This window comes from Rhodopseudomonas parapalustris, from assembly GCF_053772255.1.
The window spans coordinates 1-22,715 of record NZ_JAMKBZ010000043.1 but is presented as its reverse complement, the minus strand read 5'-3'; the positions used below and the strand labels follow the sequence as shown (position 1 = coordinate 22,715).

Here is a 22,715-nt window from a genome sequence, read left to right as displayed (position 1 = left end):
ATCCGTTATTTGTCGGACCCGGAAACTACGAGGTGCGGGAACCGCCGAAACGTTGTCGCGCGACAAAGAACCTGTCGTGCATGGAGATCAGCATGGCGGGTCAAGGGAGACCACAATGTCGATAGACCGCAGCTATCTAGTCGAGGACGTGATGCGCGACTGGCCGGCGACGATCCGGGTGTTCCTGGATTTCAGACACGCGTGCGTCGGTTGTCCGATCGCGACGTTTCACACCATCGAGGATTCTTGTCGCGAGCATCGGACCCCCGAAGCGCCGTTCTTGGCGGCGCTGCGTGAGGCCGTGGCAAGGCCTCAGGAGGTCTTGTCGCCGGGCGGTTGATCGGCCAGCACCACGAGTTGGTGCGGCTCGCGCAATATGATTTTCTGCCGGCCACTCTCGATCAGGCCCTTCTGCTCCCAGCTCGACAGCAGCCGGCTGACGGTGTGCAGCGTCGAGCCGGTCATCTGCGCGATGTCCTGGCGGCTGATCGGAAAGTCGATCTGCACCCCGCTCTCGACCTTGCGGCCGCTCTGCTTGGCGAGCCGCAGCAGCGCGTGGGCGACGCGCTGTTCGACCTGCTGGGTCGACATTTCGATCACCCGGGAATGCGTCTCCTGCAACCGGCCGCCGACGGTACGCAGCGTGTTGGCGGCGAGCGCAGGATATCGCTCGACGAGCCTCGGCCATGCCCCGGTCGGCCACGACAGCACGATCGAGTCGTCGACCGCGGTCGCCGTTGCCGGATAGCGGTTCAGACCGATCGCCGTGGCCACTCCGAAGGTTTCACCCGGCGCGACGTAGCGCACCACGATCTGTTCCCCCGTTGGGGTGACTTTGCTGGCGCGGACGTGGCCGTGCAGCAGCACGAAGAACGAGTGCGCGTCTTCCCCCTGCTCGAAGACGTGGCCGCTCTTGGGGACACGGATCGACCGCGCCTCCTGCAGCACGGCGTCGAGCTCGGCCGGGCTCAGCCCCGCAAACAGCGGCAGTTTTGCAACCAGGGAGGTGTCGATCGTCGCCATCGAGGCTCTCGCGCCAGGTTCGGTTCGCACTCAGCTAAATCGCGATTACCGGCGGGGGGCAAGGGGCATTGACGCATGTCCCATGCGGCTGAGTTCAGCAGCAACTTGGAGGTGAGCTCAGGACGGTGCCGCCGGCTTCCGATCGCTGTGACGCACGCCGTGAATGATGATCTCTGATGCGGTCGCGCGATAGAAAATCACGTAGGGATAAGGATAGGCAACCACGCGACGTAGTCCCCTCGTGGTTTCCCTCCCAGCCTCCGGATATTCGAGGAGCAACTCGATCACCGCGTGGATGCGCGCTTTGACGTGGCTTGCACCCCGTGGTGAGGGCTGATCGATGAAGTTGAGGATTTTGTCGAGTTCGACGGCAGCACGGATCGCATAGCGCAGCTTCACAGCCCGTGCTTGGCCCAGATAGCGCGAATTTGCTCCTCGGTGGCGAACTCGCCGCGTTCGGCCTGCGCTAATGATTCATCGAAAGAGGCCGCCTCTTCCGCAGACAGCTCGAGTGCCGGCTGGTCCACTGTCGCAAATTGCATAACCAGTCTAGCCAATGCGTCTTGCTGCTCGGCGGGAAGGCCGCGGACGGTCTCGATTGCCTGTTCGAAGAGCTTGGTCATTTGTAAACGTTAGGCGGCATTCGAGGTTTTAGAAAGCCCGAGCCGGCACCTTGGCAGGTCATTCATCGCTCAGGCAGATTCGGGGGCCGGCCGTCCTAGTGCGCTAGTCTGTTGCAATATGATATCATCGCAGAGATGGCAGCCCGTATCTCTTCCTCAAACCGCCGCAGGCGCGTGGGCGAACACCACTTCGATCAGCGTGCCGGATTGCGGCGCGCTCTTGATGTGGAAGGTGGCACGGTTGGCTTCGACCAGCGCTTTGGTCAGCGACAGGCTGACGCCGGCGGCCTCGGTGCGGTCGCTCGGCGCCGGGGGGCGGAACGGCTGTAATGCGGCGGCGAGTTCGTCGTCGTTGAGCCGACTGCCGGTGTCGCGGACGCGGAGCACCACCTCGCCGGAATCGCTGAGCGCGGTCGAGACGATCACCTGTCCGCCGGCATTGGCGAGATGAATCGAGGTGCCGATCAGGTTCATGATGATCTGGCGTAGCGCCTGCGTGTCGGCCACCACCGTCGGAAGCGAATGCGCCAGCGAAGTGCGGATGATGATGCGCTCGCGGTTGGCCCGCGGCTGCATCACGGCGACGCTTTGTTCGACCAGTTCGTTGAGGTTGATGCTGCCGAAGGTGAGATCGAGTTTGCCGGTTTCGATCCGCGACAGGTCGAGCAGGTCATCGACGATGCCGATGACGCGTTCGCCGGAGGCGCGGATATCCTTTAGGTAGTCGACGTAGCGCTCGTTGCCGAGCGGGCCGAAGCGTTCCTCGATCATCACCTCGGCGAATCCGATAATCGCGTTCAGCGGGGCGCGGATCTCGTGGCTGAGCCGTGCCAGCGCGTCGGCCTTGGCGTCGGCGGCGCGTTCGGCGTGCCGCCTGGCTTGGCTCAATTCGGTTTCGGTCCGCTGCATCTGAGACAGGTCGCGGAACACGGCAAAGAAGTTCGGCCCGTCGGTTCGCGTGCGGCCGATCGTCATGCTCAGTGGAAACAGCCCGCCTTCGCGCACCTGGCCGAGCGCTTCGAGACCGTGGTCGAGCACGCTCTGGGCGCGGCCATTCTTGATGCTGTCCAAGTAATCGAGCACGGCGGCCCGGCTTTCCGGCGCGAACAGTTCGATCAGATTGTGCTGGATCAGGGCGTCGCCGCCATAGCCGAACAGCACCTCGGCGCTGCGGTTGGCGGCGCTGATCTGTCCGGCTTCGTCGAACATCATGACGCCCTCGGCGGTGGTGTCGAGGATCGTGCCGAGTTCTTCGGCATTTGCCGCGCCGACCACGGACGGCACATCGTCGATCGCAGTCGCAGGCGCGAATGGCAACTCGGTGACCGCTTGAGGTTCTGCGGCGGCCGAGCAGATCAGCGCCAAAGCCTGTTCGCCGTCCCAGGTGATGGTGAACAGCCGCGCCTGTGTCGACGCAGCGTCGCTGCCTTGCGCGGCAGTGATGGTGATCGGAGTGCCGCTCTCCGAACTGCTGCTCGCTTCGCCGACCTCGGAGTCGACGTACAGCGCGTCGAGGCCGCCGGCCTCTTCCAGTGCGGCGACGCTCGGAAAGCCCATCCGCGACAGGAACGCCGGATTGGCGTGCAGCAGGTGATCGAGTCGATAGATCAGGACGCCGACCGGCATCAGATCGAGCAGCAGGCGGTCGCGCGCGCTGTCGCCGCTTGCCGTCATGGCCGCCTGGCGAAGCCGATCAGCATCGGGATGGGATTCCTCGGGTGCCGCGCTCGGCGTCGCATCCGCTTGTGTCTCGATCGTCTCGTCGGCGATCGACGGCGCTTCGGTGGTGGGCGTCTCGCTTTCGAGCCGGGCCGCCAGTTGTCGCGCCAGTTCGTGGAAAGCGCTGTTCTCGCCCGGAGTCAGCGACGGCGCACGCGTATCGTTGGTGGGCCGGAACGGCAGGACGTTTTTCGGGGTATCCAAGGGCGTGTCCACAGGGTTCAGGAGCGGGTCCAGAGCAGGGGCCTGATCTGAAGCGGTGTTTTGCGACGCGCGATCGGCCGATAGCGGCCGCGGCGACGGCTCGCTCCGGCCAGGCGGACGGTGCACGGCGAGCTGATCGAGCGCGGCGAGATCGCGGCAGACGCCGAAGCCGCGATAGCCGATGAACGATCCGTCTCGATCCTGCACCGGCAGGCCAGACATCTCGATCGGAAGCCGCAGCGCTACGCCGTCCGCCGGCCATTGCAGCGTGATGCCGCTCCAAGTGTGTCGGGTGGCGAGTGCTGCAGCAACGCGGCCCTCGGGATCGAGCCCGAGTCGGTCGGCGACGTCGATCCATCGCTCGCCGAGATTTGCGGCGGTGTGCGGACCGATCAGGCGGAGGAATTCGTCCGAAGCGATCGCCAGTCGGCCGTCGCGGTCGATCTGCCAGACGAAGCGCAGCGGATGACGCCGTGGCGGCGGCGGCTCTGGCGTCCGCTCGATGGGGGATTGGGCTTCTTCCGTCCCCGGCTCCGATCCGGCCTGCTCGGACACGGCCGCGACGTCTGTTGCGGCTGGCATCGGGTCTGGCTCGACGGCTTCCGGCGCCGCGGACCCGTCGACGACCGCCTCGACGTCGAGAGCAGGCTCTTGCGCCGGGGCCGGTTCCACTGCAGCCTCAGCCTCAGCCTCAGCCTCAGCGGAGGCAAGCTCCGGAGCGGGCTCGTCTGCAACCGATGCCGGCGGCACGTCGCCGAGCAAGGTGAATTCGGCGGGGGCTTCGCTGAGGGTGTCGAAGGTCTCGTAGTCCGGCGCAGGCGGCGCGGCCGGGGCCTCGATCGGCTCGGTGCTCGGGGGCGGCGACTCTGCCTGGGGATGCTCCAGCGGTGCCGCTTCCGGGGGCGGAGATGACTGTGCGGTGGTGTCCGGCGCCAGCAGCGCGATCAGGCCGACGTCGACACCGTTGCCGACCCGCTGCAACACCAATCGGCCGAACCCGATCGGAATCTCGGTGCGGCCGAGCCGCAGGGCGTCGGTGCGAGCCTGATCGAGGCCGGCCTCGCTCAGGTTGCGGAAGCCAAGCAGAGTGCGCGCGGTCGCGCTCGAGCCGACGAACAGGCCATCGCTCGCGAACGCCGCGATCGGCGTGTCGACGCCTTCGACCAACCCGCGCAGCCGGTCGATCAGGGGCATCGGGCGGCCGATCATTTCGGCCGCGGCGATCAACACCCCTGCTTTGCCATCGGCGAAGCCGAGCCGGGTACAGGCACAGGTCACCGGGCCGCCCAGGGCAGCGCCGAAGCCGCGCAGCCGCTCCAGCCGCGTGGCGCCGCTCGGCGGCAGCTTGGCGGCGAGCTGGGCGACCTGGCGTCGATGCGGGTCCGCCGGCCCGAAAGTTCGGCCGGCGAGCTCGGCGGTGTTGCCGGCGCCGAACAGCCTGGCCGCGACCGGGTTGGCCCATAGAATGCGGCTGCCGTCCGTCGACCACAGCCATGCCGGCAGCATCCGGGTCGCGTGCGCCGCGAGCCGGGGATCGTCGACCCCTCGCAATTGAAAGTCCCAGTTGGTCATCGCTACTCGTACGCCGCGGCTGGCCAGCGGTGGTGGACAGGGCACGGGGCCTGAGAACCTTAACAATTCATTATCACCAGCGCCCCTCGCCAGGTCCACGATCCCGCTTCGGCTATCCCGTGTTAAGCGCGGATAACCTTAATTCGGTCACCGCCCTGGACCTGAAACGCCCCGATTGCGTTGAAAGGTTGCAAAACCGATGCAATCGGTCACGATCCGCGAGTCGACATCTGCCGGTCATGCCGGCGATGCGATCGGTCGATACAGTCTTGAAGACCGGCGAAGCTCGGTTCGGACGGCGGCTAACAGGTGGAAGGAACTGACGATGGATCAGGAACTGCGCGATCGATTCGAAATTCCCAAGGAAGTGCGCTCGATGGCCGAGGCCGGTTTCGACCAGGCCCGGAAAGCGTTCGAGCACATGCTCTCCAGCGCCCAGCAAACCGCCTCCACGATCGAGGATCGAGGTGCAACGGCCCGGGCCAACGCCAAGGAAATCACCACCCGCGCGGTGACGTTCGCCGAGCGCAACGTCCACGCTGCTCTCGACTACGCGCAGCAGCTCGTCCACGCGAAGGACCTCGGCGACGTGATGCGGCTGCACAGCGAATACGTCCAGGCGCAGATGAGGGCGCTCGCCGAGCAGGCCAGCGAGATCGGCCAAGTCGTCACCAAGGCGGCTCAGGACGTCGCCAAGCCGAAAAGCTGAGAGCGTGTCCGAGGGAGACGGGGCCGCGCCCGGCAACATTCCGGCCGGCCTTCGTCTCTACACGCGTGGCGTGCAAAAAGCACGGAATGTGGCATTGTGATACACTCCTATGTTGCATTGCACAATTTTTGTGATAATCTTTGATCACTGGATGGCCTCGGTCGTCCTGGGCTCGACATACAGCCTGAACATGACGCAGGCCGCGTGCGGGTCACTTCGATTTCCCCACCAGCGAAGGATGTACCTATGGCCGATTCGAGCGATCCGTTTTCCACCGTGATGCCGTTCCAGCTTCCCGAGCAGGTGCGTGCCTTCGCCGAAAAGGGAGTGTCGCAGGCCCGCGAGAGCTACGCCAAGCTGAAGGACGTTGCCGAGACCCAGAACGGCACCATCGAGGCAGTGTTCACCACGGCGAGCAAGGGCGCGACCGATTATTCGGCTATGCTGTTCGACTTCGTGAAGACCAACACCAGCGCCAGCTTCGACTTCGCGCAGAGCCTGATCGGCGCCAAGACCCTGCCGGACATGATGGAATTGTGGACGTCCCACGCCAAGAAGCAGATCGAGACGCTGACGACGCAGACCAAGGAGCTGACCGAGCTCAGCCAGAAGGTCGCCGCGGACACCGTCGAGCCGATCAAGGCCAACGCCTCGAAGATCTTCAAGCCGGCGGCCTGATCGGGCCCGGTTTGCCTCGTTTTCAAGGCCCGGGCCCTGCGCCCGGGCTTTGTCGTTTGCACGATGTTGTCGACAGTACCCCCGACATTGGTCTTGCGGTCGATCACGGCCTTGCCAAAACGCGGCGTTGCACCTAGTTTCCGCCCGTTCGCGGGCCACCTCGGCCGCGCCGGATGCAGTTGTAGCTCAGTTGGTTAGAGCGCCTGTCTGTGGAACAGGAGGTCGGTGGTTCGAGCCCACCCAACTGTACCACCCCTTTTTCAACGCCTTCTTCAAAACGCTGCGCCTTCTTCCATGGCGCCATGATGTCGGGTCGTTCTCCCGCCGATGCGGTCGCGAGGGATTGTATCGGCGTGATTCGTGGACGCGATGGGAACGGAATGGCCGACGCTCACGTTGCCAAGCGTACGGAGCTGAAGGTCGCCATGACGAGCAGAGAATTGAGCGACCAGGCGATATCGGTCCTGGTCGATATCGCGCGAGCGTCGGGCCGCGATCTCAATACAGCACAGCGTCTCGAGCTCGACCGCTTGGTGTCGGGCGGCTTCGTGGCGGTGAGCCGCACAGGTGAAGTCGCTGGCCAGTCTCACTATCGCCTGACCGTCGAAGGTCAGCAGGCGCTCGACGAACGGGGAGCCGGTGCCAACGAGGCTTAGCGGCAACGAGGCCTAGCGAGAGTCGCTGGTTTGTAACTCCGCCACTGTAGTTCGCGCGTTGCTTGCGAATTCGTCGCGGCTCCCGCACAGTTCGCTCAACCAAATAATTAGCTGAGGACGTGCCGCTGGTTAGCATCGGCACAATTGGGGGCATGATGATTTCGACCCGATCGATCTTGCGACGGCACGTTGGTAGCTGTTTTGTTGTGGCTGCGATCAGCCTTAGTCTGTCATTCGTAGCGACCGGCGCGCGCGCCTACACGGCCGACCAGCAGCAGGCCTGTTCGGGTGATGCGATGCGGTTGTGCGGTGCGTTCGTGCCCGACGTCGACAGGATCACCGTCTGCATGATGCAGAACAAGGCGCGACTGACCCCGGGATGTCGTGCATTTTTCGGCTCGATGCCGACCGCGATGCGCTCCGGGAACGCGCGGAGATCCAAACCGGTCAGCCTGAAACCTCACAAGCGGCATCCGCGGGTGCGTCACTAATCGCGACGTCATTCGGAGTTCCGTGGATCCGCGCGACAGCTTGCCGCGTTGGTGCCGAGATCGACGCGCATATCTCGCGCCTTGAGGAGAGCTTCAGTGACAGAGATCGATCACCGCGCCGAACTCGAACGTCACCTTCAGTGGTTCGAGGCCAAGCTTCCACCGCGGCCGGCCCAGTTCGTCGGCTGGCTGCGGCGTCCGTCGTCGAAATACGCCCGGCTACCGCTCGGTGTCGCGTTGGTGGGCGGCGGAGTGCTCAGCTTCCTGCCGGTGCTCGGCCTATGGATGTTGCCGCTCGGCATGGTGCTAATCGCGCAGGATGTGCCGGCTCTGGAGAAGCCGACCGCGCGAGCGCTGAACTGGATCGAGCGCAAATGGCTGGAGCGACAACGCATGCGCGGAGTCGAGGTCGCGCCGATCGCGCAGCATCAAGAGCCTGGATCTGCCGACTCCTCGGCCAAGCCTGCCGCATAGTTTCCTCCATATCGGCCGATCGGGAAGCGATCCCATCGACTCGAAAACCGCCGTCACGACTCAATCAGCGTCCTCGACGAGCGTACGCGACGGAACATCTGTGACGCGAAAGCACGTTCATCGGCACAATCTGGCGAAGCGATGACGATTGCTTGCAATTTTATCTTTCACGAATCAACGAGCTGATTCACCTTCGCCGCGAAGGTCAATCGGGAGGCCAGCGTATGAACGTCATCGTTTTTGCTTCGCGTAAAGGCGGCTCGGGGAAAAGCACCCTGACTGCTCACTTGGCTGCACAGGTTCACAAGGCATCGCGTCCCTGCCTGCTGATCGATGCCGATCCGCAGGGCTCGCTGACGCTCTGGCACAAGCTGCGCGGCACCAACGAGCCGCCGCTGCGCGCTGCGACGCGTTCGGTGAGCGACATCATCGCTTCTGCTAAGCGTGACGGGGTCGAGTGGGTGTTCGTCGACACGCCACCGAACTTGTCCGCCGTCGTCGACGATGCGATCCGCAACGCCACGATGGTGATCATTCCGGCGCGGCCCGGTGTGTTCGACGTCAATGCAGTGCAGGACACGATCCAGACCTGCCGTTCGCATCGCAAGCCCTACGCGGTCGTGCTCAACGGCGCACCGGCGTTGCGCGATGAAGTCGAAAGCCGGATCGTCACCATCGCGCGCGACGCGCTGGCTAAATTCAAGGCTCCGGTCTGGGGCGGGCAGATCACCAATCGCGCCGATCTTCTGATGGCGCTCGGTGAAGGACAGGGCGCCCGCGAATACGCCGCCGAGGGCCGTGCGGCCTATGAGGTCAACCGGCTGTGGGCGGCGATTGAACGGTCGGTCAAGGCGATCCGCGGCGCCGGAAACTCCGGCATGCACAAGCAGGCGGCCTGATCGCCGCGAAAGACTGTTCCAGCGCGCGGCCTCCCGCGCGTTTTTTCATGCAGATCTGCGACCGACCGTCTCTGATCGGGCGCGCAATCCGTCGTGCAGAAAAAAACCGGGCTCACGAAGAGCCCGGTCTAAGGTCTTTGGCCTGATAGGCCGACACAATCACCTTCCAAGAGGGATAACTGAGCCGCCGCGCCACCGGAGGAGGGGGACTTCTGAGTAGCGCGACCCCTCAGCATGGATATGATTTGATCTGCGATCCGGTCGCCCGACAAGCGGGCCCCCCGCATGTCAGACATGCGAAGCACCGGGAGCGGCAAATCAGCCCGGCCAGCGCTGGGCCTTGTTGACGACGAAGTCGCGGAACACCTGCACGCGCGCAACCGTCTTCAACTCCTCCGGATAGACGAAGTAGGTGTCGAGCTGAATCGAGTCTTCTTCGCCGAACAACTGCACCAGACGGTTGGTGTCCTCGATCAGATAGTCCGGAAGCGCGGCGATGCCGAGGCCCTGTTGGCAAGCGCGCACCAGGCCGAGGATGTTGTTGACCTTGAAGTACGGCTCGCGCGGCGCAACGCCGTTGCGGCCAGCCTCGATCAGCCAACTCCGGTTCTGCAGATGCGGCGGCACCTGACTGTCGCTCAGCATGATCAGACGGTGATCGTCGAGCTCTTCCAGCGTCCGCGGCGTCCCGAAGTTCTTGATGTACTCCGGCGAGCAATAGGCGTGGAAGCCGATCGAGAACAGCTTGCGCTGGATCAGGTCGGGCTGGGTCGGCTTGCGGGTGCGGATCGCGACGTCGGCCTCGCGCATCGACAGGTCGAGTTCTTCGTCGGTGACGATCAGCGAAATCCGGATCTCCGGATACAGCGCGGTGAATTCGCCGAGCCGCGGCACCAGCCAGTGAATGCCGAGCCCCGGTGTGGTCGTGACCTTGAGGTCGCCGCTCGGCCGTTCACGGCTGTCGGTGAGCTTTGCACGCGCCGCCTGCAACTGCATGAACACGTCATGCGCGGTGCGGAACAGCAGGTCGCCCTGTTCGGTGAGGATCAGGCCGCGGGCGTGGCGATGAAACAGCGAGACCGAAAGCTCCTGCTCCAGCGCACTGACCTGTCGCGAAACCGCCGACTGCGACAGCCCGAGCTGCTCGCCGGCATGGGTGAAACTCCCCGCTTCCGCAGCGGCGTGGAAAACCTTCAGCTTATCCCAGTCCATATCGGTGAACCCGTCGCGGTGTCGCGCCATCAGAGAGTCATTCGGCCGCTTGGCGGTCGCCGGCGCGCAGCGCCAGGAAGCGTTCGGCTTCGAGGGCCGCCATGCAACCCATTCCGGCGGCAGTGACGGCTTGGCGGTAGGTCTCGTCGGCGACATCGCCGGCGGCGAAAACCCCGGGCACCGAGGTTGCGGTCGAATTGGCCGCCACCTCGACATAGCCCGACGGTTTGAGCTTGATCTGATCTTTGAACAGCTCCGTCGCGGGCGCGTGGCCGATCGCGATGAAGACGCCGTCGGCCTTGACCTCGCTGGTCGTGCCGCTCTTGACGTTCTTCAGCCGCACATGAGTGACCTTGGTCGGATTGTCGGCGCCGCAGATCTCGTCGACGGCGACGTCCCAGATCACCTTGATCTTCGGATGCTTGAACAGCCGATCCTGCAGGATGCGCTCGGCGCGGAAGTGATCACGGCGATGCACGATGGTGACGCTGGCGGCGAAGTTTGTCAGGAACAGCGCTTCCTCGACCGCGGTGTTGCCGCCGCCGACCACCACGACATCCTTGCCGCGGTAGAAGAAGCCGTCGCAGGTCGCGCAGGCCGAGACGCCGAAGCCCTTGTAGGTCTGCTCGGACGGAATACCCAGCCAGCGCGCCTGGGCTCCGGTGGCGAGAATCAGCGTGTCGGCGAGATAGACGTCGCCGCTGTCGCAGGTCAGCCGGAACGGCCGCTGGCTGAGGTCGAGATCGACCACGAGGTCGGTCTTGATCCGGGTGCCGACGTGCAGCGCCTGCTTCTCCATCTGCTCCATCAGCCACGGGCCCTGGATCACGTCGGCGAAGCCGGGATAGTTCTCGACGTCGGTGGTGATGGTGAGCTGTCCTCCGGGCTGCATGCCCTGAATCAGGATCGGCTCCAGCATCGCGCGGGCAGCGTAGATCGCGGCGGTATAACCGGCTGGCCCGGATCCAATGATCACGACCTTGGCTTGAACCGGACTCGGCATAAATCAGTCCCCGAAACTGAGGGCGGCGCGACGCAGGAGTAGGCCTGGCTGGGGCATCGCCAATGGGCGGAAGATCAGACAGAAGTCTATGGTATTTGGTGAGCTATGCAAGATTTGCAATACCTCCGTGCAGGATTTCCCACCAAGATTGGGAAACGAGTTGTGAGCATCACGAAATAAAATTACCCAAATTCCGCGAGGTACGCTAAGAGAGGCTTGTTTGTAAGCCGAATCCGCCTTGCGGGAATAGCACCAGCGTGACCAAGAGCCTCGACCAGATCGATCTAAAGATCCTGCAGGAAATCCAGGACGACGGTCGAATCACCAATGTCGAACTGGCCAAACGGGTGGGGATCTCCCCGCCGCCCTGTCTGCGCCGGGTCAGGACGCTGGAGGAGGAAGGCTACATCCTCGGCTATCGCGGCCTGCTCGACCCGGCCCATCTCGGCTTTGACGTCACCGTGTTCGCTTCTGTGCATCTGTCGAGCCAGGCCGAGGCCGACCTGCGCGGCTTCGAGGAGTTCGTCCGCAAAGAGCCATTGGTGCGCGAATGCTGGATGCTGTCGGGCGAAGTCGACTTCATCCTGAAATGCGTCGCGCCGGACATGGCGACGTTTCAGAATTTCGTCGCCCATCTCACCGCCGCCCCGCACGTCCGCAACGTCCGCACCTCGCTGGTGCTGCGCAACTCGAAATACGCTGCTGCGGTGCCGCTGGAATTGAAGTCGGCGACGACCTGAAGCCGTCGCCGGTTGCTCAACGTGACCGGCCCAGCATGCGGTCGAGGCTGATCGGGCCGCCGCCGGCGGTGGCTAGATACAGGCAAGTGAAGCACAGCGCGATCGCCAGCGAGCCGCCGTTCAGCACCGGATACAAGCCTTTCGGATAGTGCCCGACGAAATAGGCGAACGCCATTTCGCCGGACAGGATGAAGGCGACCGGGCGAGTCAGCAACCCAAGCATCAGCAGCGCGCCGAGGATCAGCTCGAGGCTGCCGGCGGCGCCGTAGAGCGAGAACAGCTCGACCTTGGCGAACATCGGCACCGGCGGAAATTTGAACAGTTTGGCGACACCGTACTGGAACAGCACGAGGCCGGTGACGAAGCGGAGCAGGCTGAGGGCCAGCGGCTGCCAGCGCGCGAAGAGTTGGTCCATGAAGGGTCCTGTCTCGAGGTGGGGCTCAGCGACCGCCGTGCGCTGCCGCCGGTAGCCGGAGAGTGCCGGAAGTCAGAACGCGCATCGACTGACATCGCCGTGAGCGGGAGCGTCCATGCAACAAAAAAGCCGCCCTGGCGGCGGCTTTTCGTTGGATCCTTTAAGGCGGCGATCAGCGCCACTCGACCTTTTCGATCTCATAGGCCTTGGCGCCGCCGGGGGCGACGACCTCGACCGAGGACCCCGCTTTCTTGCCGATCAGCGCCCGCGCCAGAGGCGAGGTGATCGAGATCTTGCCCTTCTTGGCGTCGGCTTCGGCCTCACCGACGATCTGCCACACGGCCTTCTTCTCGGTGTCCTCGTCGATCAGAGTGACGGTGGCGCCGAACTTGACGGTGTCGCCCGACAGCTTGCTGACGTCGATGATGTCCGCGCGCGCCAGCTTGTCCTCGAGTTCGTTGATCCGGCCTTCGTTGTGGGACTGCTCTTCCTTGGCGGCGTGGTACTCGGCGTTTTCCGAGAGGTCACCATGGGAGCGTGCTTCGGCGATGTGCTCGATGATGCGTGGACGATCCACCGACTGGCGATGCTTCAACTCGTCCGAAAGTGCGGCGTACCCGCCCGCAGTCATCGGTATCTTTTCGACCATCGTCTCTTCATCCTTCAAGAATACATTGCGGATCGCCGAACCGTGCTCGCCCGCAACGTCGTCGGCTTTTGACGGCGGCGCCGCGCCTCTGCGGCGTCCGAAGTCGGTTCAGATCGGCACCAGAGCTTTCCGGCAAACGCCGGAGAGAACATTTCCAATGCGGGCGGGTTCCCCGGCCTCACGGCCTGTCGGTCGATAGCCGGCCGAGTGGGCCGGGCGACGATCAGCTTTCGGAAAAGTAGCTCTGCAGGGTCCGGACCTCAAGGTCCCCATCCAAATAGGCCCGGATGCCCTTCGCGGCAGCGACCGCTCCCGAAAGAGTGGTGTAATAGGGAACCTTATGCAAGAGGGCAGCGCGCCGCAGTGACCGGCTGTCCGCGAGGGCTTGCGGACCCTCGGTGGTGTTGAACACCAGTTGGACTTCGCCGTTCATGATGGCGTCGACGATGTGCGGACGCCCTTCCAGCACCTTGTTGATCTTCTCCGCCGGGACGCCGTGGTCCGACAGATAGCGCTGGGTGCCGGAGGTGGCGATCACCTTGAAGCCGACCGAGTGAAGCAGCTTCACGGCGTCCAGAATGCGTGCCTTGTCGCTTTCCCGAACCGAGACGAACACGGTGCCCTTGCGCGGCACGCGGGTGCCGCCGCCGAGCTGGCTCTTGGCGAACGCGATCTCGAAAGAACGATCGAGCCCCATCACTTCGCCGGTCGAGCGCATCTCCGGGCCGAGCACGGTGTCGACGCCCGGGAAGCGGGCGAACGGGAAGACCGATTCCTTGACGCCGACATGGTCGAGGTCGCGCTTCTTCAGGCCGAGATCGGCGATCTTCTCGCCTGCCATGATTCGCGCCGCGAGCTTGGCGACCGGCATGCCGATCACCTTGGCCACGAACGGCACGGTGCGGGAGGCACGCGGATTGACCTCGAGCACGTAGATCTCGCCGTCCTTGATGGCATACTGCACGTTCATCAGGCCGACGACGTCGAGGCCGAGTGCCAGTTCGCGGGTCTGGCGCTCCAGCTCGGCGATGGTCTTGGCATCGAGCGAATGCGGCGGCAGCGAGCAGGCCGAGTCGCCGGAATGGATGCCGGCCTCTTCGATGTGCTCCATGATCCCGACGATGAAGGTGTCCTTGCCGTCCGACAGGCAGTCGACGTCCACTTCCGTGGCGTCCGACAGATAGCGGTCGAACAGCAGCGGATTGGTGCCGAGCACCGTGTTGATCTGGCCGGTCTTGTCGTTCGGGTAGCGCGCCTTGACGTCGCCCGGCACCAGCTCGGGCAGAGTGCCGAGCAAATAGTCGCTGAGCTGATTGTCCTCGCGGATGATCTGCATGGCGCGGCCGCCGAGCACATAGGACGGGCGCACCACCAGCGGCAGCCCGAGCTCGGCCGCGACCAGTCGCGCCTGCTCGACCGAATAGGCGATGCCGTTCTTCGGCTGCTTCAGCCGCAGCTTGTCGAGAATGCGCTTAAAGCGGTCGCGGTCTTCGGCGAGGTCGATCGCGTCTGGCGAGGTGCCGAGGATCGGCACGTCGGCGGCTTCCAGCGCGCGCGCCAGCTTCAGCGGCGTCTGGCCGCCGAACTGCACGATCACGCCGCGCAGGGTGCCGTTGGAGCGTTCGGTGTCGATGATCTCGAGCACGTCTTCGCCCGTCAGGGGCTCGAAATACAGCCGGTCCGCGGTGTCGTAGTCGGTCGACACCGTTTCCGGGTTGCAGTTGACCATGATCGATTCGTAGCCGGCGTCGTGCAATGCGAAGCAGGCGTGGCAGCAGCAATAGTCGAATTCGATGCCCTGGCCGATCCGGTTTGGACCGCCGCCGAGGATGATCACCTTCTGCTTGTCCGACGGGCGGCTTTCATCCGATGCCGGGCCGGCGAACGGCGACTCATAGGTCGAATACATGTAGGCGGTCGGCGAGGCGAATTCCGCCGCGCAGGTGTCGATCCGCTTGAACACGGGGCGCACGCCGAGTGCACGACGCTTGGCCTTGACCTCGGCTTCGGTCGTGTCGGCGAGCACCGCGAGGCGGGCGTCGGAAAAGCCCATCGCCTTCAGGGTGCGCATGCCGAACGCATGATCGGGCAGGCCAGCTTCTCGGACCCGGGCTTCCATGTCGACGATGCCGCGAAGCTGCGCCAGGAACCAGGGATCGATCTTGCAGGAGTTGAAGATCTCCTCATTCGACCAGCCGAGCCGCATCGCCTGGGCGACCTGCAGCAGCCTGCTCGGCGTCGGGGTGCCGAGCGCCGCACGAATCGCATTCTTGTCGTCGCCGCGGCCGAGACCGTCGATCTCGATTTCGTCGAGACCGGTGAGGCCGCTCTCGAGGCCACGGAGCGCCTTCTGCAGGCTTTCCTGGAAGGTGCGGCCGATCGCCATCACCTCGCCGACCGATTTCATCGCGGTGGTCAGCGTCGGCGACGCGCCGGGGAATTTCTCGAAGGCGAAGCGCGGAATCTTGGTGACGACGTAGTCGATCGTCGGCTCGAACGACGCCGGCGTGGCGCCGCCGGTGATGTCGTTGGCGATCTCGTCGAGCGAATAGCCGACCGCCAGCTTGGCGGCGACCTTGGCGATCGGGAAGCCGGTGGCCTTCGAGGCCAGCGCCGAGGATCGCGACACCCGCGGGTTCATTTCGATCACGACCAGTCGGCCGTCGTCCGGATTGACCGCGAACTGCACGTTGGAGCCGCCGGTCTCGACGCCGATCTCGCGCAGCACCGCCAGCGAGGCGTCGCGCATGATCTGGTATTCTTTATCGGTCAGCGTCAGCGCCGGCGCCACGGTGATCGAATCGCCGGTGTGCACGCCCATCGGGTCGAGATTCTCGATCGAGCAGACGATGATGCAGTTGTCGTGCTTATCGCGCACAACCTCCATCTCGTACTCCTTCCAGCCGAGGATCGACTCTTCGATCAGCACCTCGTTGGTCGGGGACGCGTCGATGCCGCGTTCGACGATCTCGATGAACTCGGCCTTGGTGTAGGCGATGCCGCCGCCGGTGCCGCCCATCGTGAACGACGGGCGGATCAGCGCCGGGAAGCCGATCTCGTCGAGCGCACGCAGTGCGTCGGGCAGGGTCTTGACCTGCCGCGAGTTCGGGGTTTCCAGCCCGATCTTGGTCATCGCTTCGCGGAATCGCTCGCGGTCCTCGGCCTTGTCGATGGCGTCCGCGGTGGCGCCGATCATCTCGACGTCGAACTTTTCCAGCGTGCCGAGCTTGCGCAGCGACAGCGCGCAGTTCAGCGCGGTTTGGCCGCCCATCGTCGGCAGCAGCGCGAAGCCGCCGGGAATGACGTAGCGTTCCTTCTCGATGATCTTGGCGACGATCTCCGGTGTGATCGGCTCGATATAGGTCGCATCCGCCAGCTCCGGATCGGTCATGATCGTCGCCGGATTGGAATTGACCAGGACGACTCGATAGCCCTCCTGCTTCAGCGCCTTGACCGCTTGCGTGCCGGAATAGTCGAACTCGCAGGCCTGGCCGATCACGATAGGACCGGCCCCGATGATGAGGATGGTGGAGATGTCGGTACGTTTGGGCATCAAATCTCGCTGACGCGGGCGGAAATCGCGGGCACAAAAAAAGGGCGCGCAGCCGCGCGTCCCTCAGGTCTTCAAGCGCCGGGCCGTCCCAGGCGCGCGGGAGGTGTCTTAGACCAGTTTCCCGGGCGGCGAAAGGCCTTCGGCCGGCCGTCAACCGGCAATTTCGGCAAGATCTGGAGGCCCAGCCTGGACTTGAACCAGGAAAAAGAGCGTTGCACCGCTCCTGCGTTGATCTTCCGCCACCGGGCCGCGTGCATCTTGGCATTTCACGAAGGGGTGATCCAGTGATGAACCGGTCTATCCTTAATGAAGATCGGCGGCGGCGCCGGTTGTGGTTGATGGTGTTTTAATACCGAAATCCAGCGTGGCTCGCGCTGGCAAAGAGGGCTCTTTCCGGGATCCCGCGCTTGGCCCCGCCGGGAATGCTCGTCCGCGAAGGAGGATCTGCTCTCCGGAACGAGCCGCTGCAACCGCGGCCCACCATCAGCCGTGGCGTTGGCCCTGCCGTGGACCGGCCACCCGGATCAGCAGGTCACGAACTCGTGTCCGTATCTCGGTAACAACCCGACGGTCGCTGCGTATCTTGAAGCGCAACAGCGAGCAGGCTGCGGCGACGTCGCTGCTGCTGCCGCAATATCGCGAGGACAGTCCATGCGCGTTTCATTCGGTCGTCTTGCTTTCTGCGCTGCCGCCATCGGCGTGGTGGCCTGGTCGGTGACGAGCGCGCCGTCCCGGGCCGCCGAGGAGGCGGTCTTGATTCCACCGCCGAAACTCGACGCCAAGGCGACGGGCGGCCTGCAGACTGCGGTCTTCGCTGGCGGTTGCTTCTGGGGCGTGCAGGGCGTGTTTCAGCACACCTCGGGCGTGGTGAATGCCTTGTCGGGCTATGCAGGCGGCAGCAAAGCGAGCGCGAGCTATCCGCTGGTCTCGACCGGGACCACCGGGCACGCCGAGGCGGTCGAGGTCAAATACGATCCAAAGCGGATCTCCTACGGCAAGCTGCTGCAGATCTACTTTTCGGTCGCGCACGATCCGACTCAGCTCGACCGCCAGGGCCCCGACACCGGGCCGCAATATCGCTCGGCGATTTTCACGACCAGCGACGAACAGAAGCAGATCGCCGACGCCTATATTGCGCAGCTCGACGCGGCCAAGGTGTTCAGTGCGCCGATCGTCACCAAGGTCGGGCCGTTGAAGGGGTTTTATGCCGCGGAGGCCTATCACCAGGACTACCTGACGCTGCATCCCAATCAGCCCTATATTGCGTACAACGACCTGCCGAAGATCGAGGCCCTGAAGAAATTGTTTCCGACGGAGTATCTCGACAAGCCGACGCTGGTGAGCAGCGTCAAGGCCACCAACTGACGGCGGGGAGCGACGATTCAGGAGGAAGGATGTCCGACATCAAGACCACCGCTTCCGACAAGATCGAGAAGAGCGATGCGGAGTGGCGCAAGGAACTGACGCCGATGCAGTACGCCGTGCTGCGCGAGAAGGCGACGGAGCGGCCGTTCACCGGGGAGTACGAGTTCGAGACGCGGCCAGGCACTTATGTGTGTGCCGGCTGCGGTCAAGTTCTGTTCGAGTCCGATGCCAAATTCGATTCCGGCTGCGGTTGGCCGAGCTTCACTGCGCCGGCGGAAGCCGGCCATGTCGACGAAGAACGCGACGTCAGCCACGGCATGATCCGGACCGAAGTGTTGTGCTCGCGCTGCAGCGGTCATCTCGGTCATGTGTTTCCCGACGGTCCGGGGCCGACCGGTCTGCGCTACTGCATCAACTCGGCGGCGCTGAAGCTGCAGCCAAAATAGCGCCTCTGAATTGGGCCAAGCAACGCGACTTCAGCGGACAGCGGGCCTTTGGCGCCTGCTGTCGGCTGTCCATTCCGAATTTAAAGTCGAGCGAATTCAGTCACATAGCGTGCCCGTGGGCGGCTGCGGGTCGCAAATCTGAGCATCGTGCCTATATAAGGACGATCGGATTATAGCCGCCGGCGCCGATCGAGATCGGACCTCCGCGCGGCCAATCAGCAGTCGAGGAGGCTCCTTCCGCCATGACGTTCAGTTTCGACACGGCCGCAGAACTGTTCCCCGCAGCGATCCGCAAGAAGCGCCGCACCGGCGTTGCCTATCGCAGGTTCAACAAGGCCGCCGACGCAGTGCGCTACGCGATCGAGGAACTGCCCTCCGATTGTCTGAACGGTGCGTATCTGCAAGTCGACGAGGCCCGCTTCGACCACAAGGGCATCCGCACGCTGTACGACAGCGAGGATTATCCGCTCAAGCGCCGCGCTTCGTGACGCGCGAATAGACGAGCCGGGTGGCGATCGGTTCACGTTCAGAACACGCGCCAAATCAACGCGAGAATTCCGGCTCCGCTTCTATGTAGGTGCGGACGGCTAGAACGGCCTGAAGCTCTGCACGTCGCAACGATCGACGATCGCGGCAAACCGATAGGTTTCGAGCTTGCCGTTCTTGTAGAACAGCGCGTAGGTCTGCCGGGTCTGATCCGGCGCGGTGCTGCGCAGGCAAACGATCCAAGGGGTCACTGTGACCGGATCGGCCTCGATCGGCCCGGCAATCTCCCATGGCTGCGGCAACTTGGTCTCCTCGCCGACCTTCTTCAGATCGACGGTGATCACAGCGGTCTTCGGGGCCTTTTCTCCACCATCAGGCAGCGCATCGAGAATCGAAGAGCAGCCGGCGAGGGCGAGACACGCCATCAGGCCGACTGCGAAACGCACGATGTCGCCGGAACGTCGAATGGGCAGAATCTCCGCTCGCTGGGCTCAGCGCGCCTCCGAGTGGCGCGTGCTGCAGCGTGATGACCCCCTCTAATCGATCCCGCCGCACAAATCAAAACGACGGTTCGCGACTGCGGCCTCAGATCGTCTGATTATACGCGCCGACCTCCGGATGCTGGCGCAGCACGATGTTCACGGCCTCGAACATGTCGTGCATCCGCTGCTCCGACACCGGGCTCTCGACCACGACGACCAGCTCCGGCTTGTTCGACGAGGCACGGACCAGCCCCCAGCTACCGTCCTCACAGGTGACGCGCACGCCGTTGACGGTGACGAGATCGCGGATCGGCTGGCCAGCGACCTTGTCGCCGTTCGCCTGCGCCGCTTCGAAGTGTTTCACCACCTGATCGATCACCCGATACTTCACCTCGTCGGCGCAATGCGGCGACATCGTCGGCGACGACCAGGTCTTGGGCAGCGCGTCCTTGAGCTGCGACATCGATTTGCCGGGGGCACGATCGAGCATCTCGCAGATCGCGATCGCCGACACCAGGCCGTCGTCGTAGCCGCGGCCGGGCGCGGCGTTGAAGAAGAAATGGCCGGATTTCTCAAAGCCTGCGAGCGCGTTCAACTCGTTGGTCCGGCGCTTCATGTAGGAGTGGCCGGTCTTCCAATATTCAGTCTTGGCGCCCTGGGCCTGCAGCACCGGATCGGTTGCGAACAGGCCGGTGGATTTGACGTCGACGACGAAGCGGGCGTTGGGGTGGATCGCCGACATGTCGCGCGCCAGCATCACGCCGACCTTGTCGGCGAAGATCTCCTCGCCGGTGTTGTCGACCACGCCGCAGCGGTCGCCGTCGCCATCGAAGCCGAGGCCCAGATCGGCCTTGTGTTGCAGCACCGCGTCGCGGATCGCGTGCAGCATTTCCATGTCTTCAGGGTTCGGATTGTATTTCGGGAAGGTGTAGTCGAGCTCGGTGTCGAGCGGGATCACCTCGCAACCGATCGCCTCCATCACTTGCGGCGCGAACGCGCCGGCGGTTCCGTTGCCGCAGGCGACCACCACCTTGAGCTTGCGCTTCAGCTTGGCGTGCTTGGTGAGGTCGGCGATGTAGCGGGCCGGGAAGTTCGGATGAAACACATAGGAGCCGGCGCCCTGTTTGAACGTTGCGCCGAGCACGATTTCCTTCAGCCGGTTCATCTCGTCCGGGCCGAAAGTCAGCGGCCGATTCGTGCCCATCTTGACGCCGGTCCAGCCGTTGTCGTTGTGCGAGGCGGTGACCATCGCGACGCACGGCACGTCGAGATCGAACTGCGCGAAATACGCCATCGGCGTCACCGCCAGCCCGATGTCGTGCACCTTGCAGCCCGAGGCCATCAGCCCGGCGATCAGCGCGTATTTGATCGAGGCCGAATAGCCGCGGAAGTCGTGCCCGGTGACGATCTCCTGCGGCCGGCCGAGCTCGGCGATCAGCGTGCCGAGGCCCATGCCGAGCGCCTGCACCCCCATCAGGTTGATCTCCTGGCCGAACAGCCAGCGCGCGTCGTACTCGCGAAACCCGGTGGGCTTCACCATCGGCTCGGATTCGTAGGCGTAGGTATTGGCCGTCAGAAGCGGCTGCGGCGTCGGAAACATCGGCGGTCTCTCGCGAACGGAGGGGACGGGGGTGCTGACGGCGGCCGTTCAGGAGCGACGATAGTCGTCGTCGAACCGGATGATGTCGTCCTCGCCGAGATAGCTCCCAGTCTGCACTTCGATCAACTCCAGCGTGATCTTGCCGGGATTTTCCAGCCGGTGCGTGGCCCCGATGGGAATGTAGATCGACTCGTTCTCGTGGATGGTCTTGACCAGCGCGTCCACCGTCACCTGCGCAGTGCCGCGCACCACGATCCAGTGCTCGGACCGGTGGTGATGCTTCTGCAGCGACAACCGCTCGCCGGGCTTGACGATGATGCGCTTGACCTGATGCCGGTCGCCGGAATCGAGCGAACGGTAATTGCCCCAGGGACGATGAACGACGAGATGCTCTTCAGTTACCCCGGGGGCGACGGCCTTTAACTTCGCAACGAGCGCCTTCATACCATTGCCACCATCCTGGCGGCTGACCAGTACAGCGTCCTGCGTGGCAATCACGACAAGGTCTTCGACCCCTTGCAGCGCGACCAGCGCTTTGTCGGTCTGCACGCTGCAGTTTTGGCTCTTTTCAAACACGGCCTTTCCCTGCGCGGAGTTGCCGTGGTCGTCCTTGGCAGACAGCTCCCAAACAGCGCGCCAGGAGCCGACGTCCGACCAGCCGTAGGAAACCGGGATCACCGATGCACGTGAGGTCTTTTCCATTACCGCGTAATCGATCGATATCGGGGTAGCGGCTTCGAACGCTCCCCGGTCCAGCACCGAAAAGGCCAAGTCGGGCGCGGCGTTGCCGACCGCGCGCTCGATCGCGTCGACGCTGTCGGTATCGACTGCCCGATACTCGTCCAACAAGGTCGCGGCGCGAAACATGAAGTTGCCGCTGTTCCACAGGTAGCCGTTGGCGACATAGCGCTTGGCGGTCTCGATGTCGGGCTTTTCGACGAACTGTTCGACGTCGTGGACCTCTCCGGGGCTCGCAGCGGGTTTGATATAGCCGTATTCGACCGACGGCCCGGTCGGACGAACGCCGAAGGTGACGATCCGGCCGTCTCGGGCGGCACCGAGCCCGGCACGGCAGGCGGCGACGAAGGCCTGATCGTCGCTGACGACATGGTCGGCTGCGAGTGCGAGGACCACCGCTTCCGGATCACGGCCGGTCGCGAAGGCGGCGCCGGCAGCGATCGCCGGGCCGGAATCCCGCTTGATCGGTTCGAGCAACACGTCGGCCTGGACTCCGATTTCGGCGAGCTGCTCGCGAACCATGAAGCGGTAGGCCAGATTGGTGATGATGATCGGGCGATCGAACAGACTCGAATCGGACACCCGAAGCAGAGTCTGTTGAAAGGTCGATCGTTCTCCGAACAACGTCAGGAACTGTTTCGGTCGGCCTTCGCGAGACGCCGGCCAGAGTCGCGTTCCGGCTCCGCCGCACATGATGAGTGGGACTATCTTGAAGGCCATCGGATCTACCAATCGCAGGACTGTTGCACTCAAGTACAGCTTTCCGCGCCGCCGTGCGGAATTCATCGCTTCTTGCAGCAAAGACCGTTCGCAATCAACGCGTTGATTTAGGCCACGCCCTGTCGGCATATCGTTTCAGGACTGGCCAGGAGCGCAGATGGATACTGCAACAGCGAATTGATGTCTGACTTGCCAATGAACTTTCATTCAGCTACACTTGACAGTTTTGCAGTGAGACTGACCTGCCCCTGAATTTTT

Annotated in this window: 23 protein-coding genes and 2 tRNA genes; 12 read left to right on the top strand and 13 right to left on the bottom strand. The window is 63.9% G+C overall.

Translation table 11 applies throughout. The features are described 5' to 3' along the window. Positions 1 to 115: 115 nt before the first annotated feature. Positions 116 to 340, top strand: a complete 225-nt coding sequence (locus M9H71_RS23690) for a DUF1858 domain-containing protein (RefSeq protein ID WP_455407315.1) — start codon at positions 116 to 118, stop codon at positions 338 to 340. On the opposite strand, the gene M9H71_RS23685 is transcribed toward M9H71_RS23690, so the two are convergent. The 4 genes from M9H71_RS23685 to M9H71_RS23670 all read right to left on the bottom strand — a co-directional run bounded on the left by M9H71_RS23685 (position 313) and on the right by M9H71_RS23670 (position 5,141). Then, a complete protein-coding gene (locus M9H71_RS23685) occupies positions 313 to 1,023 on the bottom strand; it encodes a Crp/Fnr family transcriptional regulator (protein ID WP_455407314.1) in 711 nt (236 codons plus the stop codon). The genes M9H71_RS23690 and M9H71_RS23685 overlap by 28 nt on opposite strands. A 117-nt stretch (positions 1,024 to 1,140) precedes the next feature. Then, complete coding sequence (locus M9H71_RS23680) at positions 1,141 to 1,422, bottom strand: type II toxin-antitoxin system RelE/ParE family toxin (RefSeq protein ID WP_455407313.1); 282 nt, start codon at positions 1,420 to 1,422, stop codon at positions 1,141 to 1,143. Next, positions 1,419 to 1,646 carry a hypothetical protein gene (locus tag M9H71_RS23675; protein WP_455407312.1) on the bottom strand — a complete coding sequence of 76 codons (228 nt, stop codon included), beginning with the start codon at positions 1,644 to 1,646 and terminating at the stop codon, positions 1,419 to 1,421. The genes M9H71_RS23680 and M9H71_RS23675 overlap by 4 nt, the downstream gene beginning before the upstream one ends. Before the next feature lie 156 nt (positions 1,647 to 1,802). Next, positions 1,803 to 5,141, bottom strand: a complete 3,339-nt coding sequence (locus M9H71_RS23670) for a PAS domain-containing protein (RefSeq protein ID WP_455407311.1) — start codon at positions 5,139 to 5,141, stop codon at positions 1,803 to 1,805. A 325-nt stretch (positions 5,142 to 5,466) separates the two neighbouring features. On the opposite strand from M9H71_RS23670, the gene M9H71_RS23665 reads away from it, so the two are divergent. The 7 genes from M9H71_RS23665 to M9H71_RS23635 all read left to right on the top strand — a co-directional run bounded on the left by M9H71_RS23665 (position 5,467) and on the right by M9H71_RS23635 (position 9,048). Continuing rightward, entirely contained in the window at positions 5,467 to 5,850 is a 384-nt protein-coding gene (locus M9H71_RS23665; RefSeq protein ID WP_455407310.1) for a phasin, read from the top strand. A 246-nt stretch (positions 5,851 to 6,096) separates the two neighbouring features. Continuing rightward, entirely contained in the window at positions 6,097 to 6,528 is a 432-nt protein-coding gene (locus M9H71_RS23660; protein WP_455407309.1) for a phasin, read from the top strand. 175 nt (positions 6,529 to 6,703) lie between these two features. After that, a tRNA-His gene (locus M9H71_RS23655) sits at positions 6,704 to 6,780 on the top strand. A gap of 128 nt (positions 6,781 to 6,908) precedes the next feature. Then, on the top strand, positions 6,909 to 7,184 hold the full coding sequence (locus tag M9H71_RS23650) for a hypothetical protein (protein WP_455407308.1): 276 nt from the start codon (positions 6,909 to 6,911) through the stop codon (positions 7,182 to 7,184). 152 nt (positions 7,185 to 7,336) lie between these two features. Then, the gene (locus M9H71_RS23645; protein WP_455407307.1) at positions 7,337 to 7,675 is read left to right on the top strand and encodes a hypothetical protein; all 339 of its coding nucleotides are present in this window, start codon (positions 7,337 to 7,339) and stop codon (positions 7,673 to 7,675) included. Between the two features lie 96 nt (positions 7,676 to 7,771). After that, positions 7,772 to 8,149 carry a hypothetical protein gene (locus M9H71_RS23640; protein ID WP_455407306.1) on the top strand — a complete coding sequence of 126 codons (378 nt, stop codon included), beginning with the start codon at positions 7,772 to 7,774 and terminating at the stop codon, positions 8,147 to 8,149. A gap of 224 nt (positions 8,150 to 8,373) precedes the next feature. Beyond that, on the top strand, positions 8,374 to 9,048 hold the full coding sequence (locus M9H71_RS23635) for an AAA family ATPase (protein ID WP_455407305.1): 675 nt from the start codon (positions 8,374 to 8,376) through the stop codon (positions 9,046 to 9,048). 318 nt (positions 9,049 to 9,366) lie between these two features. Here M9H71_RS23635 and M9H71_RS23630 read toward each other — a convergent pair whose 3' ends face one another. Further along, positions 9,367 to 10,290 carry a LysR family transcriptional regulator gene (locus tag M9H71_RS23630; protein ID WP_164606400.1) on the bottom strand — a complete coding sequence of 308 codons (924 nt, stop codon included), beginning with the start codon at positions 10,288 to 10,290 and terminating at the stop codon, positions 9,367 to 9,369. A 7-nt stretch (positions 10,291 to 10,297) separates the two neighbouring features. Then, positions 10,298 to 11,263, bottom strand: coding sequence for a thioredoxin-disulfide reductase (gene trxB, locus M9H71_RS23625; RefSeq protein WP_455407304.1), 966 nt, complete (start codon positions 11,261 to 11,263; stop codon positions 10,298 to 10,300). A 257-nt stretch (positions 11,264 to 11,520) separates the two neighbouring features. On the opposite strand from trxB, the gene M9H71_RS23620 reads away from it, so the two are divergent. Continuing rightward, positions 11,521 to 12,003, top strand: a complete 483-nt coding sequence (locus M9H71_RS23620; RefSeq protein ID WP_455407303.1) for an Lrp/AsnC family transcriptional regulator — start codon at positions 11,521 to 11,523, stop codon at positions 12,001 to 12,003. Positions 12,004 to 12,019: 16 nt separating this feature from the next. Here the strand turns inward: M9H71_RS23620 and M9H71_RS23615 are convergent, their stop codons facing one another. From M9H71_RS23615 to M9H71_RS23600, 4 genes are all read right to left on the bottom strand, one after another. Beyond that, on the bottom strand, positions 12,020 to 12,418 hold the full coding sequence (locus M9H71_RS23615; RefSeq protein ID WP_455407302.1) for a DoxX family protein: 399 nt from the start codon (positions 12,416 to 12,418) through the stop codon (positions 12,020 to 12,022). Between the two features lie 172 nt (positions 12,419 to 12,590). Further along, entirely contained in the window at positions 12,591 to 13,067 is a 477-nt protein-coding gene (gene greA / locus M9H71_RS23610) for a transcription elongation factor GreA (protein ID WP_110784984.1), read from the bottom strand. A 223-nt stretch (positions 13,068 to 13,290) separates the two neighbouring features. Next, complete coding sequence (gene carB / locus M9H71_RS23605; protein WP_455407301.1) at positions 13,291 to 16,620, bottom strand: carbamoyl-phosphate synthase large subunit; 3,330 nt, start codon at positions 16,618 to 16,620, stop codon at positions 13,291 to 13,293. Positions 16,621 to 16,794: 174 nt separating this feature from the next. Next, a tRNA-OTHER gene (locus M9H71_RS23600) sits at positions 16,795 to 16,869 on the bottom strand. A 402-nt stretch (positions 16,870 to 17,271) separates the two neighbouring features. Here M9H71_RS23600 and msrA point away from each other — a divergent pair. The 3 genes from msrA (at position 17,272) to M9H71_RS23585 (ending at position 18,919) form a co-directional block, all read left to right on the top strand. Beyond that, a complete protein-coding gene (msrA, locus tag M9H71_RS23595; RefSeq protein ID WP_455407300.1) occupies positions 17,272 to 17,985 on the top strand; it encodes a peptide-methionine (S)-S-oxide reductase MsrA in 714 nt (237 codons plus the stop codon). Between the two features lie 29 nt (positions 17,986 to 18,014). Next, positions 18,015 to 18,431 (top strand): peptide-methionine (R)-S-oxide reductase MsrB, encoded by a 417-nt coding sequence (gene msrB / locus M9H71_RS23590; protein ID WP_455407299.1) that lies wholly within the window; start codon positions 18,015 to 18,017, stop codon positions 18,429 to 18,431. A gap of 242 nt (positions 18,432 to 18,673) precedes the next feature. After that, on the top strand, positions 18,674 to 18,919 hold the full coding sequence (locus tag M9H71_RS23585) for a hypothetical protein (protein WP_455407298.1): 246 nt from the start codon (positions 18,674 to 18,676) through the stop codon (positions 18,917 to 18,919). Positions 18,920 to 19,018: 99 nt separating this feature from the next. Here the strand turns inward: M9H71_RS23585 and M9H71_RS23580 are convergent, their stop codons facing one another. The 3 genes from M9H71_RS23580 to M9H71_RS23570 form a co-directional block, all read right to left on the bottom strand. Continuing rightward, positions 19,019 to 19,363 carry a hypothetical protein gene (locus M9H71_RS23580; RefSeq protein ID WP_455407297.1) on the bottom strand — a complete coding sequence of 115 codons (345 nt, stop codon included), beginning with the start codon at positions 19,361 to 19,363 and terminating at the stop codon, positions 19,019 to 19,021. A 139-nt stretch (positions 19,364 to 19,502) separates the two neighbouring features. After that, entirely contained in the window at positions 19,503 to 20,999 is a 1,497-nt protein-coding gene (locus M9H71_RS23575; protein ID WP_455407296.1) for a phosphomannomutase/phosphoglucomutase, read from the bottom strand. A 48-nt stretch (positions 21,000 to 21,047) separates the two neighbouring features. After that, on the bottom strand, positions 21,048 to 22,457 hold the full coding sequence (locus M9H71_RS23570; protein WP_455407325.1) for a mannose-1-phosphate guanylyltransferase/mannose-6-phosphate isomerase: 1,410 nt from the start codon (positions 22,455 to 22,457) through the stop codon (positions 21,048 to 21,050). Positions 22,458 to 22,715 lie beyond the last annotated feature (258 nt).

Bases quoted from the DNA above. Each gene is read 5' to 3' on its own strand.
- M9H71_RS23690 (WP_455407315.1), top strand. From the start codon at position 116: ATGTCGATAGACCGCAGCTATCTAGTCGAGGACGTGATGCGCGACTGG.
- M9H71_RS23685 (WP_455407314.1), bottom strand. From the start codon at position 1,023: ATGGCGACGATCGACACCTCCCTGGTTGCAAAACTGCCGCTGTTTGCG.
- M9H71_RS23675 (WP_455407312.1), bottom strand. From the start codon at position 1,646: ATGACCAAGCTCTTCGAACAGGCAATCGAGACCGTCCGCGGCCTTCCC.
- M9H71_RS23670 (WP_455407311.1), bottom strand. From the start codon at position 5,141: ATGACCAACTGGGACTTTCAATTGCGAGGGGTCGACGATCCCCGGCTC.
- M9H71_RS23665 (WP_455407310.1), top strand. From the start codon at position 5,467: ATGGATCAGGAACTGCGCGATCGATTCGAAATTCCCAAGGAAGTGCGC.
- M9H71_RS23660 (WP_455407309.1), top strand. From the start codon at position 6,097: ATGGCCGATTCGAGCGATCCGTTTTCCACCGTGATGCCGTTCCAGCTT.
- M9H71_RS23650 (WP_455407308.1), top strand. From the start codon at position 6,909: ATGGCCGACGCTCACGTTGCCAAGCGTACGGAGCTGAAGGTCGCCATG.
- M9H71_RS23645 (WP_455407307.1), top strand. From the start codon at position 7,337: ATGATGATTTCGACCCGATCGATCTTGCGACGGCACGTTGGTAGCTGT.
- M9H71_RS23635 (WP_455407305.1), top strand. From the start codon at position 8,374: ATGAACGTCATCGTTTTTGCTTCGCGTAAAGGCGGCTCGGGGAAAAGC.
- M9H71_RS23630 (WP_164606400.1), bottom strand. From the start codon at position 10,290: ATGGCGCGACACCGCGACGGGTTCACCGATATGGACTGGGATAAGCTG.
- trxB (WP_455407304.1), bottom strand. From the start codon at position 11,263: ATGCCGAGTCCGGTTCAAGCCAAGGTCGTGATCATTGGATCCGGGCCA.
- M9H71_RS23615 (WP_455407302.1), bottom strand. From the start codon at position 12,418: ATGGACCAACTCTTCGCGCGCTGGCAGCCGCTGGCCCTCAGCCTGCTC.
- greA (WP_110784984.1), bottom strand. From the start codon at position 13,067: ATGGTCGAAAAGATACCGATGACTGCGGGCGGGTACGCCGCACTTTCG.
- carB (WP_455407301.1), bottom strand. From the start codon at position 16,620: ATGCCCAAACGTACCGACATCTCCACCATCCTCATCATCGGGGCCGGT.
- msrA (WP_455407300.1), top strand. From the start codon at position 17,272: ATGCGCGTTTCATTCGGTCGTCTTGCTTTCTGCGCTGCCGCCATCGGC.
- msrB (WP_455407299.1), top strand. From the start codon at position 18,015: ATGTCCGACATCAAGACCACCGCTTCCGACAAGATCGAGAAGAGCGAT.
- M9H71_RS23585 (WP_455407298.1), top strand. From the start codon at position 18,674: ATGACGTTCAGTTTCGACACGGCCGCAGAACTGTTCCCCGCAGCGATC.
- M9H71_RS23575 (WP_455407296.1), bottom strand. From the start codon at position 20,999: ATGTTTCCGACGCCGCAGCCGCTTCTGACGGCCAATACCTACGCCTAC.
- M9H71_RS23570 (WP_455407325.1), bottom strand. From the start codon at position 22,457: ATGGCCTTCAAGATAGTCCCACTCATCATGTGCGGCGGAGCCGGAACG.